We start from the raw sequence: 12,611 nt of genomic DNA on the forward strand, positions 1-12,611 counted from the left end.
CAGGAGAACCAGGAGAACCAGGAGAACCAGGAGAACCAGGAGAACCAGGAGAACCAGGAGAACCAGGATCAGGGTAAGCCCGATAATTCTGAAAGCCAAGATGGTGGCAAACAACAAAACCGAGAAAAATCACAGGATCAACAGTCAGGTAGCTCAGAAGACGAAAAAGAGCAGTCTCAAGGTGAGCAAACTGAACAAACGACTGAAGAGCAGGATGCGCAAAAACGAGAAGCAAAACCAGAACAAGATGAAACAGACAGTAATGAAGAAAACCCTATTACATCTTCTTTGCAAGCGCTAAACGAAGAAGAAAAACAATCTTATGAGCAATGGATGCGCAGAGTGCCTGACGACCCATCAGGCCTTCTTCGCAGAAAATTCGAGCAACAATCTTATGACCGCCGACGCAAAGGCGGGTCAGCAGTAATAAATGAAGGTGAGCCAATATGGTGAACGATAAGCCAAAATTAAATAAAGGCTATCCACACAAACATCACAATATGCTTAGTAAGCTGCTTAGCTTACTAACACTTTGCCTACTTAGTCAGCTTAGCCTTGCCAACACATCCCTTAGTGCCAGTGTTGACAGGAATAAAGTATATCTCAATGAGAGCTTCAACCTTAAGCTTCAGGGGAATGTGGATATCGACTTTAGCCTGGGCGGCTTAATGAGCTTTGGGCGAAACCAGATTGAAGCGCCAACAATTAAAGGGCTTGAAGATAGCTTTGAGATCCTTGATCGCCAGCAGAATTATAGTATGCGCTCCATTAATGGCGATACAACAACCGAAGTTACATGGAACTATACGCTTAGCCCAAAGCAGGCCGGTACACTAACTATTCCTCAGGCAATACTACAAGGAGCCAAATCTGAAGCTATTGTTATAGAGGTTGTGGAGGGTAAAGCACCCATCGACGCGGACAACCCTCCCCCTGTTTTTATTGAAGTTGAAACAGACAAATCAGATGTTTACGTTCAGGAACAAATCCAATATACCGTTCGCTTATTTTCCTTAGGAAGGCTTAGTAGCGGAAATTTAAGTGAGCCCGCCACAAGCAATGCCATCATTGAACCTTTTGGCGAGGAAAATAAATACTATCGTATGGCTTATAACCAACGCTATGAGGTCATTGAACGAAAGTACCTAATCTATCCTCAAAAAAGTGGTGCTCTCTATATCGATGGTTTAGCCTTCAACGGTGTGCTTATCGACAGCTATCAACGTAGACGCATACGTGTCTCGGAAATATCGGATGCTGTTCAAGTGAATATAGCACAGCCGAACCCCAATTTTACTGGTCAACACTGGTTACCAGCAAAGAGCCTGCATTTAAGTGAAAAATGGCAAGATGAGCAGCTCGAACTATCAATCGGTGATGCATTTACGCATGAAATCACCACCTCTGCTTTAGGTTTACTTGGGTCAGCCCTTCCCCCAATACCCGCGGTATCAAATGAACGGGTTAAGTCATACCCCGATAAACCGTCTGTTGAATCACAAGCTCACGAAGGCGGCTCATATGCCATACGAAAGGACGCAACAACATATATTGCCATCAAACAAGGCGAAATTACGCTACCGGAAATACGCATACCTTGGTGGGATACAGTCAACGATGTTGAGCGTATTGCTACACTCCCGGAGCGAACAATCATCATCAAACCGGGCGCTGTAAACCAAACTCAAAAGAATGAGCAGCCCTCCAGCATCGACTTAACTGATGATGGAAAAGCAACACCCAACCAAGAGTCCGAGATAGAAAGCACAGCTAAAAATACAGAGCCTAAGCACAATGAGAGCAATCAGCATGCCTTGCTAGCGATAATCGCACTACTCGCCTTTGGTTGGCTTCTAACGAGTTTGTTCCTACTTCTACGACTGAAGCAAGTAAAGCAAGACTTAAATAAACTAATCTCGATACAAGCTCCCGACTCTACTACTTCAGAACTCAGCTACAAACAATTAATTGAAGCAATTAGAAAGGGGTCGAGTGACATACCGAAGCTTGTACTAGCTTGGATCGAGAGCCAGCGAAAACAAAACACCGTTAAGTCAGCCCCCATTACCTTGCGTTCGCTGAAAGCTTTAGATGAGTCGCTTGCTGCCGAACTATTAGCATTCGAGAACGATCGTTACAGTAAAAATGCAACTCAGACCTATGACCAGCAAGCCTTACTTGAAGCATTAAAAAAATACACTAAAACAGCACCCGGCCTGAAAGGCAAAGACAATGCTTCTTTGCCACCGTTCTACCCGCAGTAGCACAGCCAGACAAACTTAGCCCAGAAAGCCAGCTATCGATGCTGCTCACGGCAGGCGCCAGGCGTTTGCCCTGTCCACTTTTTGAAGGCGCGATTGAATGCTGCTGCTTCTGAAAAGCCGAGCTGCAAAGCAACGTCATTAATACTCAGGTTTGCCTTGGCCAGCAACACCAAAGCCTGATCCCGACGAATACTGTCTTTTATTTCTTTAAATGAACTACCCTCATCTTTAAGGCGTCGCCGAGCGGTGTGGGTAGTTAAATGTAACTCACTGGCTACAAGATCAAAGCTAAGATTCTCGATCTCCAAGCTGCCACCCATACGACTCAATAGAATTCTTTTTATCTGCGCAGTAACACTGTCATCTGAACGAAATTGTTTTAGTAGCGATGCCGGCGCATTTTTCAAAAATGGCGCTAAGGTACTATCATTCTGAACAACCGGTAGATCTAAATACTTGCTGTTGAACACAACCCGGTTTTGCCCCTGAGAGAAAGCAACTCGGCAAGGAAACATTAACTTGTACTCTTCATGGAATAGAGGCCTTGCGAAAGTAAACTCAATTCGCTCAAGTAGTATCGGCCTTTCAATCAACCAACACGACAGACGAATCCAGATTATATAGAGCGAAGTAATTAGAAATACCTCATCAAAGCCCAAGTCATTCGAAAACTTGATTTCCAGATGCGCTTCGCCTTCTAGTTCAAGCAAGTTAATCGATAGTTCATCGCCAAACAGACCTATAAACTTACTCGCTCTAAGCAAGGCATGCCGCAAGCTAGTTGCAGTAATTATAGCGTGGCACATCATGCTAAACGTGCCGATTTTAAGTGGCTTTTCGACGAAGCCACTTGCTTCATCGCCCAACTCAGACCAAAGTGAGTGGAGCAAAGGGTCTACATAGTTCAAATCAATACGCTGTAATGGGTCTTTTCCCATATCCAACTGAAACTTGTCATAATCGAGATCAACACTCGCAAAAATCGAGTGCAAATTAATATTTCTTCGCTTAGCAGCAAAAAAGAAAGCATCGACAAGCGCTATAGGAATACTTAAGTTGGGAGACATGAGAGCTCAGACTGGTCCGGATAAGGTCAATCTGTCAAAAAATATGGCAAGAGTCAAGAACTTAGGGGAAGCAAGAAGAGCTCCCCCTTTATCAGAAAGATAAGAGGGTATTGCGACTAAATACCCAAGGAACTTAGTAGGTCATCAACTTCATCTTGGTTAGTTCCAGATAACTGGTCGGGGCGTAAGTTTTGATCCTCGGGAGATAAACTACCAAAGAGTTCATTTAATGACATCATCGTCAACATAAACTTCTGATCGGTAATCTGATCTTCAGAGTAGAGGTTCATACACTTAACAAGCTCACCACTAATCGCTTCACGGATCTGTCCTTGCTGGACCTCACTCAAGCCTTCAGCACCTTCAAGAACTGCTTTTTCAACATTTTCCATTATGCCCATTTGCTGTTCTTTCATGGCCTGGTAGGTTTCGTTAACCTGACTAAGTTCACTACTACATGACATCACTACATTTTTAATTTGTTCCGTTCTCGATTCTACGCGAGCTTCGAGGTTTTGATTGAGATCTAGGATCTCCTTTTCATCAAGCTTTCGTCGAGTAATATCCCGGATCATCACGGTAAAAATGATTTCGTCATCAACAAGCACTTTGTTTGTCACCATCGACAACCAAGCTTGCTGACCTTCAATCGTTGTCTCTATTTCGAAGCGGCCATCGTCTTGCGTTTGGGATGCAAGAAACTCCATATATTCACAACCCTGATCACAGTCTTCATCATCAAGCATTAATTCGAGGCCGCCCCGAGGTTGAACAATTTCAAACTCAGCTTGGGGGTAAAATGCCAGCTCAGGTACAATTTCGTCGAGCATCTTACCTTCAACCTCACCCTCTTGCTTTTTGATAACATCTCTACACGCAGGGGTAACAGTAGTAATCTTACCGTGTTTATCGGTACTTAAAAAAATAAAATCGGATGAAACCAGCAAGATGTCAATCAGGTCACTTTGTCGCATGTTTTTTGTTTTACTTTATCGTCAAATTAAATGGAAGGTTGCATATAACATTAGCAGCAAACACCAGCTTTTCCATTTGCAAAAGGTAAAATCCTTAAAAAAGCTCGAGCTCTCCAGCCTCTTCAATAATGGGTTCCGTCTTATCAAGGTACGTTGAGTCGAGGATGTGTATCAACTCTTTACTAACACCACACTTGCTCGGCATTAAAGCGACAGTTGGAAACAACAAGCCAATATTATTGGCACGGCTATCGAAGTATTTTTCATTTGTTATAATTGAGTCAGACTCAATTCTTTGCATTCCTAAAATTTCGTCAACTACTACAGCGATACTGTTTGAGCCCCCGGTATTAAAGCTAACCAATGTTAACTGTTCTCCCTTAAGACACTGCTCCATCCCAATACGACGACGCAAATCAAGAACCTGCATGATCTGTCCATTTATAGTAGTCATGCCCCGAAAAAAGTCGCCCTGATAAAACAGCTTTACCAAGCTGTAGTTTCCAGAAAAAACATTCTCAACATCGCGACAATAAACCGCCAATCTGATATGACCAACCCTAGCGACCAAATATTCATTTTTATCCATAAAACCCTCTGTGCAAAAAAATCCCATGAAAACCTAAACTTACTAATATTTAGCACATCAAAATTCGCTATATAATTTAAAGTGGTAGCAGCCAATCGACATTCTGTCCAACTTTTATCTCTCTTTTCTCAAACTCTTTATCAAATCTGATGTATTTGTAGTCTATTTTAGGCTCTACATGCTACGCGAAGCTCTTGAAAGGTGGTAAGATGAGTGTCCTTGCGAACTTAATATTATCGACTGGAAAACCAGTTAAACCATGCATCCATAAAGCCAATGCATTACCTAAGCTATTTACTTCTTATTCTCTTTGCCTCTGCACCTTTTCTTGCTAACGCTGAGCTTATGCAGCAAGAAAACATTCGCTACTGGCAGCTATTCGATAGTAACAGCTCCGCCTCTCTCGAAGATATCGTTGGTACGCCAAATAACACCTGGACACCTCTCCCGAATGGCTATACAAAATTAAATGCCTTAGAAGAGGATTACTGGAAAGCATCTGACGGTGCGACGATGTGGGTTAAAATTGAACTTCCCCGAATTGTCGATTCGGATCGAATTTGGATTGAGCTTGCACCCAATGTCGGATTAGATGGCGAATTGGCAATCTATGAAAACGGTCTCTGGACCTGGAAGCACGCTGCTGGTAGGCACGCTAGTGACAATGCCAGTTTCCCAGCCACCTTTCTTACCTTCGTTATCGAAAAACCGCGCGAACATCGCCTAGCCTTCCTTAAAATCAAGAGTTCACAAGTCTTAAATTTCAGCATAAACATCCGAGACCACGACTCACAACTTTCTCTTCTTGCTAGTAGAAATCTTGTGTATGGCTTGTGTTTTGGACTGATGATTCTTGCTTTTGTCTACAACATGGTAATTGGCATCTCTGCTGGAGAAAGAGTTTATACTTATTACGCCTCTTACGTTTTATGTATGTCGCTATATATGATTGCCATGACCGGGTACAACCGCCTGGCGTTTCCCGATTGGGGTGGAGAGGGTAGCTTCACCAACCTGACCGCTTGCTTGCTTGCGTTTTCTGCAACAGTATTCGTTCGCGAGCTACTTGAAACTAAGACAACAATCCCCAAGCTCGATATATTATTACGCCTGTTATTGGCTGCAACTTTTTCGACCATATTTCTACTAGGGTTTATGTCTGACCAACTTGCCTACATGTGTGTAGAAACGATAGGTCTAGTCATTCCAATTATCATACTTGTCTGTGCTATCGGTGCACTAAAGCGTCACCCCCCGATGGCGAAGTTGTTTCTTCTTGCCTGGACCACTCACCTTATTACGGGCACCCTATGGGTATGGATGTGGCTTGGATACACCCCCCCATCACTAGACACCCTCAATATTTTCATTGCAGGTTCAGTGACCGAGCAACTGCTGCTAGCCATCTTGCTTGGCTATAAATACGCAAACCTGAAACAAGAAAACCGTAAGCTGGCAAGAGACGACGAAAATTATCTGGGTGAGTCAACTCAAGACCAGTTAACAGGGGTTTTTAGTCGTCAAACCCTCTACACTCAAATTGAACATACAATTAAAACTAGCGAGAACGACCTTGTTTGGATCGATATTGATATTGACAACTTTCAGAAGTTTAATGAGGCGCACGGCCTTCACGCAGGCGACCTATTGCTTAGCGAGTTTGGTCAATTGCTCCAAACAAAAGTACGTCGAGATAACCTAGCCGCAAAGCTGATCGATAAGGAAAATAGCTTCGCCTATAGAAGAGGGCTGGCAGGAAGAGTCGGTGGTGGGAAGTTTACTATACTTCTATCCAACTGCTCACTCCCCCAAGCCAGGCTCTACGTTGAAAGGTTAATGCGAGATTTCGAAGCCATCAAAATAAAGTCAAGCGATGGAAAGTGGCTAAATTCGAGCATCAGCGTCGGAGTTGTACATATTTTGCCTAATGAAGACTTTAATTCTGCCTGGAAGAGAGCAAGCAAAAAGCTACTGCTTGCGAAATCAAAAGGTAGTGCGCAGCTTTCGTTCTCCTAGACGACTAAATACTCAGCCACGGAAATAAAGCTTTTAACCGCTCCCCCTCCATTGACTGCATTAGCTCAACATTACGCTCTGGAATTTTTTCAGGGTTATCATAACTTTCTAGCGCATACTCCAAAGATTGCTCTCTAATTATGTGAAAAACCGGATAGGGAGCGCGATTTGTTAAGTTCGATTTATCATCCGGTTCGGTACCTTCAAACTGGTAATCCGGGTGAAAACTTGCCAACTGAAATACACCTTCGTAACCTTCTGAAACCAAAATTGAATTCGCATCCGACAGGCATGCTAAGTAAGAATAAAAGTCACTCAAGCCATTTGGGATAACAAGCAGAGTCGTTTCAATAGCCAGATTACTATCATTATCTAGAAACCTTAACTCTGCCAACAAGCGTTCAAGTATTGAGTCATAAGAGCTCCCAGTGTCGATCGCGATTCGGACACGTTCGTCTTCGTAGGGTTTGCGAGCAAACGGACACAAGTTAAGGCCGATTACCACTCGCTCCAGCCAAGCAACAACTTCTGACTCTACATGGCCAAGGGATAGCTCATTAGACATCTTTAAACACCTTTCCTGAAACATTTCATATTAAAGCGAGAATTTATCGGTCATCTTATCTAAGGTCGGCCCAGCAATGACGCCTCGCTCTGTAACGATATAATCGACCAAGCTCGCGGGCGTCACATCGAAGACCGGATTAAGTGCCTGTACGTTAGCCTCTGAAACTTGTTGTCCACTGAAACACTTAAGCTCATCGGAATCACGCATTTCAATCTCTATAGACGCACCGTTTTTCGATGCCATATCAACCGTACTGCTAGGCGCAACGACCATTACCTTTGCGCCATGGTACCTTGCCTGAATCGCCAAAGAGTAGGTGCCAATCTTGTTTACAACATCTCCGTTAGCTGCAATCCTGTCTGCACCAACGATAATCCATTCAACCGATTTGTTTTGGATCACCCACGAGGCCGCCGAGTCCGCATTTAAGGTAACCGGGATATCATCTCTCATGAGCTCCCAAACAGTTAATCGGGTACCTTGCATCCAAGGGCGCGTTTCATCTGCAAAGACTTCAGTGATTAAGCCATCACTCCAGGCTGAGCGTATAACCCCTAAAGCCGTTCCATAGCCACCTGTAGCCAAGCCTCCGGCATTACAATGAGTCATGACAGAGAACGGTTTTTCATGGAAGCGTTTAAACACGGAACAGGCTAAATCACCCATTTTAAAGTTGTTAGCAATATCCTCTTGATGAATTTCCTGGGCGCGGAGAAGCAGCTTTTCTAAACTAAAATCCTGCTCTTTCTGCGCTAGGAGCTCTTCCTGCATAACTTTCAGAGCCCATGCTAAATTTACCGCGGTAGGCCTAGCTTGACTCAGGAATTCAATATCCTTGTTAATACGTTCATAAAAATCGACTCCATTCATTAAGTGCTTTTTTGCGCTCAAAACAACACCGTAAGCCGCACAAATACCAATTGCAGGCGCTCCACGTACAACCATCGTCTTGATTGCCGTATAAACCTGTTCAACATCATGACAACTCATATAATCTTCAGACAAAGGTAGATTTCTCTGATCCAATAGAACCAGCGCACCATCTTGCCAATCGACCGCTTTGACGCTTAGAGACTCAAACTTATTATTCAATGACTATACTTCCTACTGTTTCATTATTTCGGTGGGACTCTATCATGCATGAGTAGTTTGCAATACCAGTTCCCTCAAACTCAATTAACACTTCTTTTCTATCGCCACCTACAACAAACACTGAAGGGTTCTGAGATAGCGGTTTAACAATAGATTCTGCATCCCCTACACTATTCCCGGAGTGCGAATGCCCTGAACCCTGCTGCGCCTTTTTCTTAGAGTGATAGAGTTCGTCAAGAACAAACATCTTGTACGCTTCTGACTGGTATAAAGCTTTCAGGTCCTTTGTAAAAACGAGCAAATGAGGCTCGTTAGTACGATTTTTAACAAGTACTCTGACCTTTGAACCAGAACTAATATTGACAGATTGCGGCCACACCCTACCAACAAGCACTTCAAGCTCGACGGTACGATCAGTCGCAGCCTGACCAAACAAGGGGTCTTTCCAGTATTCACCTAAAATATCTTCTGCCGTTACGCCGGCATTCGTAGTAAGGGTAAATAAAAGAAGCAAGGAAAGGAAAAGGTAGGGCATAATAAACTTTGGTAACATCTAAATGTTGTTCAACCTAAGCAACACAACATGGAACAAAACTACAAGTGACCTTCTTTATATGAAGTATACACCAAATGTACTAACAATTGCCGGCTCTGACTCTTCAGGCGGTGCAGGCATACAAGCAGATATCAAAACATTTACTGCCTTAAATGTCTATGGAGCATCAGTCATCACCAATGTCACAGCTCAAAACTCAAAGGGAGTTAAGGCCACCTATCCACTACCAGCGAAAGTTGTGAAGGATCAGCTACAGACAGTCATCAGCGACATAAACTTTAAAGCTATAAAGATAGGAATGCTGTATTCAAGTGAAATTATTAACGAGGTCGTAGAATGCCTTTCCAACAACACAAGTACACCTATAGTAATCGACCCAGTCCTTACTTCCAGTTCAGGCGTAATGCTTCTAGAAGAAGCCGCAAGAACAGCCCTGGTTGAGAACTTGTTTCCTTTGGCCACTCTAATAACACCCAACCTTATGGAAGCAAACTACCTGCTCCAATTTAAAGGAAAAGACACTGAAAATTTATGCACTCAGAATAAGGCCTTATTATTATCTGAGTTATTTGCATGTAGCGTTCTACTTAAAGGAGGTCATGTAAATGGCGAAATCGTTACCGACTACCTGCAGACCAATAAGGCAATGAATTCATTCTCGCACAAACGCATTGCAACAAATAATACTCATGGAACCGGATGCACACTATCTTCAGCAATCGCTGCAAACTTGGCTAAACAGCCAGACTTATTCATAGCTGTTAAAGAAGGTATATCATTTACCGAATCTTGTATCCAAAATGCTGACGGTTTACAGGTCGGTAATGGTTACGGCCCAATTAATCAGTTGCCATTTTCACAATACTAATTAAGCGATATAATTCTTTGCGGATATTTTCTGCACTATACTGCTACTAATATTACTAAGGGACTTCATAGAATGACAAAGCTAAGCATTTCGAAAAAAATTATACTAGCCTCTAGTTTAACAGTACTACTATCAGCTTGTGCCAGTAACCAAGTAGCTATATCAGAAAGCGTTCAACAAAAATCTGCCCAAGCAGCTTCACAGTCAACTTTCACACCAGAACAAGCAATTGACGAAGCAGAAGAAAAACTGCTAGTTGCGAAGAAAAAAGGCGTAGAATTCTTCTCTCCATTACATCTTAGGCAAGCAGAAGAGAGCATTGCATTAGCACGCGAGTACCTAACAGCCCCTCCCAGCGATATAAAAAATGCCTCTTTAATGTCCGCGATCGCTGCACAAAAATATATAGAAAACGCTTACGAGAATAAAAAGAAAGTTGAAGGAAATCTAAGGGAGTCCTTAAAAAATCTCGACATTCTAGAAAGTCTCAACGCCCCAGCTCTTGTACCCGACCAATATCAAGATGTCATGGAGTCGCTAAATGACATCATTCAAGAAATTGAACAGGGCAACGTTGCTGATGCTAAAAAGAGTGAAGTAGACCTTCTTGAAGACATGGCTGATACCGAAATATCGACACTAAAAGTAACACATCTTAATGAAGCTGTTTCGTTTTTCGAGCGTGCCTCGGACATCGACGCAGATGAGTACGCCGAATTGAGCTATGAAAAAGCAGAAGCTAAACTTGAAGCCTCAACAAGCTTTATTGAGAAGAATTATAGAGATAGAGAGGGGGTAAAAGCTGCAGGCATTGATGCTCTTTTGGCGACTAAAAAAGCTTACTTCGTTGCGATTGAAGCCGAACGCACGGTAAAAATGAAACCAGAAGAAGCTGAAAAGCACGTTCTTAAAGTAATGGAACTTCTCAATAACATTCACTTAGCTACATCAGGTCAAGACATTGAGCCTGAAAAACTATTTAACCAGTCAGAAGTTATAATCGATCTTATAAAAGAGCTGAAAAAGGCCCCTGTACAAAAACCTGAGCTTCCCGCTTCCCAGATCCAAACTTTCGCTGCGCCTCGATCCGAGCCGCTTGTGATTGAAACGCTCGAAGCACCTGCTCTGCCCGCCGGACATAAACCTCTGGAAGGCTTAGAAGTGGACAGCAGCGCTACCGATATCTCTTTACGTAAGGATGAAGACAGCTTTGATGCCATTGAAGTTGCTTCAGATAGCACGACTCTCGAAGAACAACAAAATAATGTTAATACCACTCCTGAAAGCACTCAAGCAGTTATTGATAATACGCAAGCAAACTTGAATAGTAATGAAGCCGTTGATGCCGTTGATGCCGTTGATAGCTTAACAGACCAAACAAGCGATCAGGGTAGATAAAAAATTAATGAATAGCAAGAGAGGGAGCGCAAGGTATATCGTTTGAAGCTGATTTAAAGGCTTGCCATTCCCCCCCTCAAACAATCTTATCACTTACTACTTGTATTAAATAACGAAGATAACTTTACTCTTAGTAAAATTATCTTCGTAAATTTAGCCACAAAATATAAATAAGTTACAGCTCCAAAGCCAGTTCAGGTGCGTCACCCCCTTCTGCAGGCTCAATCTTAGGCATATATTTTTCTCGAACCTTGCCCTCAATATCTTCAGCGATTTCGGGGTTCTCTTTCAAGAAGTTGGCAGCATTAGCCTTACCCTGCCCGATCTTGTCGCCGTTGTAGCTGTACCATGCGCCAGCCTTATCTACCAAGCCTTCCTTAACACCGAGATCTATGATTTCCCCCATGCGGTATATACCCTTGCCGTAAAGGATCTGGAACTCTGCCTGTTTGAATGGTGGTGAAACCTTGTTTTTTACAACCTTAACTCGCGTTTCGTTACCAATAATTTCGTCGCCCTGTTTTACCGCGCCGGTACGACGAATATCCAAACGTACCGATGAATAGAATTTTAAGGCGTTACCACCGGTTGTTGTCTCAGGGTTGCCAAACATTACGCCGATCTTCATACGAATTTGGTTGATGAAAATACACAAGCAATTAGCATTTTTAATATTACCCGTAATCTTACGAAGTGCCTGCGACATAAGTCTCGCCTGCAAGCCCATATGACTATCACCCATATCCCCTTCGATTTCAGCTTTTGGCGTTAAGGCAGCAACTGAGTCAATAATTAATACATCAACAGCACCTGAGCGTACAAGCATATCGGCGATCTCTAATGCCTGCTCTCCGGTATCTGGCTGAGAAACCAAAAGCTCATCAACGTTGACGCCTAACTTCTCTGCGTAAATTGGATCCAAAGCATGTTCAGCATCAACAAACGCACAGGTTTTACCTTGCTTTTGCGCCTCTGCAATAACCTGCAATGTAAGTGTTGTTTTACCAGAACTTTCGGGGCCATAAATTTCAACAATACGACCATAAGGAAGACCACCAATTCCCAAAGCAATATCCAGGCCTAGAGAGCCAGTTGATACAGAGGGGATCGCCTCTCTGGGCTGGTCGCCCATCTTCATTATTGCACCCTTACCAAACTGACGCTCTATCTGAGAAAGTGCAGCACCTAAAGCTTTCTTTTTGTTGTCTTCCATTTAAAT

The 12,611-nt window shown here is 43.1% G+C and carries 12 protein-coding genes; 5 read left to right on the plus strand and 7 right to left on the minus strand.

Features of this window, described 5'->3' with window-relative positions; all coding sequences use genetic code 11:
- A partial coding sequence (locus A3756_RS28165; RefSeq protein WP_368664615.1) for a hypothetical protein occupies positions 1-453 on the plus strand: 453 nt, incomplete at its 5' end.
- Positions 447-2,264: a BatD family protein gene (locus A3756_RS22000; protein ID WP_068506424.1), complete on the plus strand. Its 1,818-nt coding sequence runs from the start codon at positions 447-449 to the stop codon at positions 2,262-2,264. The genes A3756_RS28165 and A3756_RS22000, both read left to right, overlap by 7 nt.
- A 32-nt stretch (positions 2,265-2,296) precedes the next feature.
- Here the strand turns inward: A3756_RS22000 and A3756_RS22005 are convergent, their stop codons facing one another.
- The 3 genes from A3756_RS22005 to A3756_RS22015 form a co-directional block, all read right to left on the minus strand.
- A complete protein-coding gene (locus A3756_RS22005; protein WP_068506419.1) occupies positions 2,297-3,331 on the minus strand; it encodes an AraC family transcriptional regulator in 1,035 nt (344 codons plus the stop codon).
- Positions 3,332-3,447: 116 nt separating this feature from the next.
- Positions 3,448-4,305, minus strand: coding sequence for a hypothetical protein (locus A3756_RS22010; protein WP_068506415.1), 858 nt, complete (start codon positions 4,303-4,305; stop codon positions 3,448-3,450).
- A gap of 94 nt (positions 4,306-4,399) precedes the next feature.
- Positions 4,400-4,894, minus strand: a complete 495-nt coding sequence (locus tag A3756_RS22015; protein ID WP_068506412.1) for a chemotaxis protein CheW — start codon at positions 4,892-4,894, stop codon at positions 4,400-4,402.
- Positions 4,895-5,239: 345 nt separating this feature from the next.
- On the opposite strand from A3756_RS22015, the gene A3756_RS22020 reads away from it, so the two are divergent.
- Entirely contained in the window at positions 5,240-6,910 is a 1,671-nt protein-coding gene (locus A3756_RS22020) for a diguanylate cyclase (protein ID WP_197481465.1), read from the plus strand.
- 4 nt (positions 6,911-6,914) lie between these two features.
- On the opposite strand, the gene A3756_RS22025 is transcribed toward A3756_RS22020, so the two are convergent.
- Genes A3756_RS22025 through A3756_RS22035 form a run of 3 tightly spaced genes read right to left on the minus strand, consistent with a single transcriptional unit; the run spans position 6,915 to position 9,105 of the window.
- Positions 6,915-7,475: a DUF1415 domain-containing protein gene (locus A3756_RS22025; protein WP_068506406.1), complete on the minus strand. Its 561-nt coding sequence runs from the start codon at positions 7,473-7,475 to the stop codon at positions 6,915-6,917.
- Between the two features lie 30 nt (positions 7,476-7,505).
- Positions 7,506-8,570 (minus strand): S-methyl-5-thioribose-1-phosphate isomerase, encoded by a 1,065-nt coding sequence (gene mtnA / locus A3756_RS22030; RefSeq protein ID WP_068506400.1) that lies wholly within the window; start codon positions 8,568-8,570, stop codon positions 7,506-7,508.
- Positions 8,563-9,105 carry a hypothetical protein gene (locus A3756_RS22035; protein ID WP_156490687.1) on the minus strand — a complete coding sequence of 181 codons (543 nt, stop codon included), beginning with the start codon at positions 9,103-9,105 and terminating at the stop codon, positions 8,563-8,565. The genes mtnA and A3756_RS22035 overlap by 8 nt, the downstream gene beginning before the upstream one ends.
- A gap of 79 nt (positions 9,106-9,184) precedes the next feature.
- Between A3756_RS22035 and thiD the strand changes: the two genes are divergently transcribed.
- Positions 9,185-9,994, plus strand: coding sequence for a bifunctional hydroxymethylpyrimidine kinase/phosphomethylpyrimidine kinase (gene thiD / locus A3756_RS22040; protein ID WP_068506541.1), 810 nt, complete (start codon positions 9,185-9,187; stop codon positions 9,992-9,994).
- A gap of 72 nt (positions 9,995-10,066) precedes the next feature.
- Entirely contained in the window at positions 10,067-11,392 is a 1,326-nt protein-coding gene (locus A3756_RS22045; RefSeq protein WP_068554651.1) for a hypothetical protein, read from the plus strand.
- Between the two features lie 175 nt (positions 11,393-11,567).
- Here A3756_RS22045 and recA read toward each other — a convergent pair whose 3' ends face one another.
- Complete coding sequence (recA, locus tag A3756_RS22050; protein WP_068510971.1) at positions 11,568-12,605, minus strand: recombinase RecA; 1,038 nt, start codon at positions 12,603-12,605, stop codon at positions 11,568-11,570.
- Positions 12,606-12,611: the final 6 nt, after the last annotated feature.

This window comes from Oleiphilus sp. HI0086 (genome assembly GCF_001635225.1).

Bases quoted from the DNA above. Each gene is read 5' to 3' on its own strand.
- A3756_RS22000 (WP_068506424.1), top strand. From the start codon at position 447: ATGGTGAACGATAAGCCAAAATTAAATAAAGGCTATCCACACAAACAT.
- A3756_RS22005 (WP_068506419.1), bottom strand. From the start codon at position 3,331: ATGTCTCCCAACTTAAGTATTCCTATAGCGCTTGTCGATGCTTTCTTT.
- A3756_RS22010 (WP_068506415.1), bottom strand. From the start codon at position 4,305: ATGCGACAAAGTGACCTGATTGACATCTTGCTGGTTTCATCCGATTTT.
- A3756_RS22015 (WP_068506412.1), bottom strand. From the start codon at position 4,894: ATGGATAAAAATGAATATTTGGTCGCTAGGGTTGGTCATATCAGATTG.
- A3756_RS22020 (WP_197481465.1), top strand. From the start codon at position 5,240: ATGCAGCAAGAAAACATTCGCTACTGGCAGCTATTCGATAGTAACAGC.
- A3756_RS22025 (WP_068506406.1), bottom strand. From the start codon at position 7,475: ATGTCTAATGAGCTATCCCTTGGCCATGTAGAGTCAGAAGTTGTTGCT.
- A3756_RS22035 (WP_156490687.1), bottom strand. From the start codon at position 9,105: ATGCCCTACCTTTTCCTTTCCTTGCTTCTTTTATTTACCCTTACTACG.
- thiD (WP_068506541.1), top strand. From the start codon at position 9,185: ATGAAGTATACACCAAATGTACTAACAATTGCCGGCTCTGACTCTTCA.
- A3756_RS22045 (WP_068554651.1), top strand. From the start codon at position 10,067: ATGACAAAGCTAAGCATTTCGAAAAAAATTATACTAGCCTCTAGTTTA.
- recA (WP_068510971.1), bottom strand. From the start codon at position 12,605: ATGGAAGACAACAAAAAGAAAGCTTTAGGTGCTGCACTTTCTCAGATA.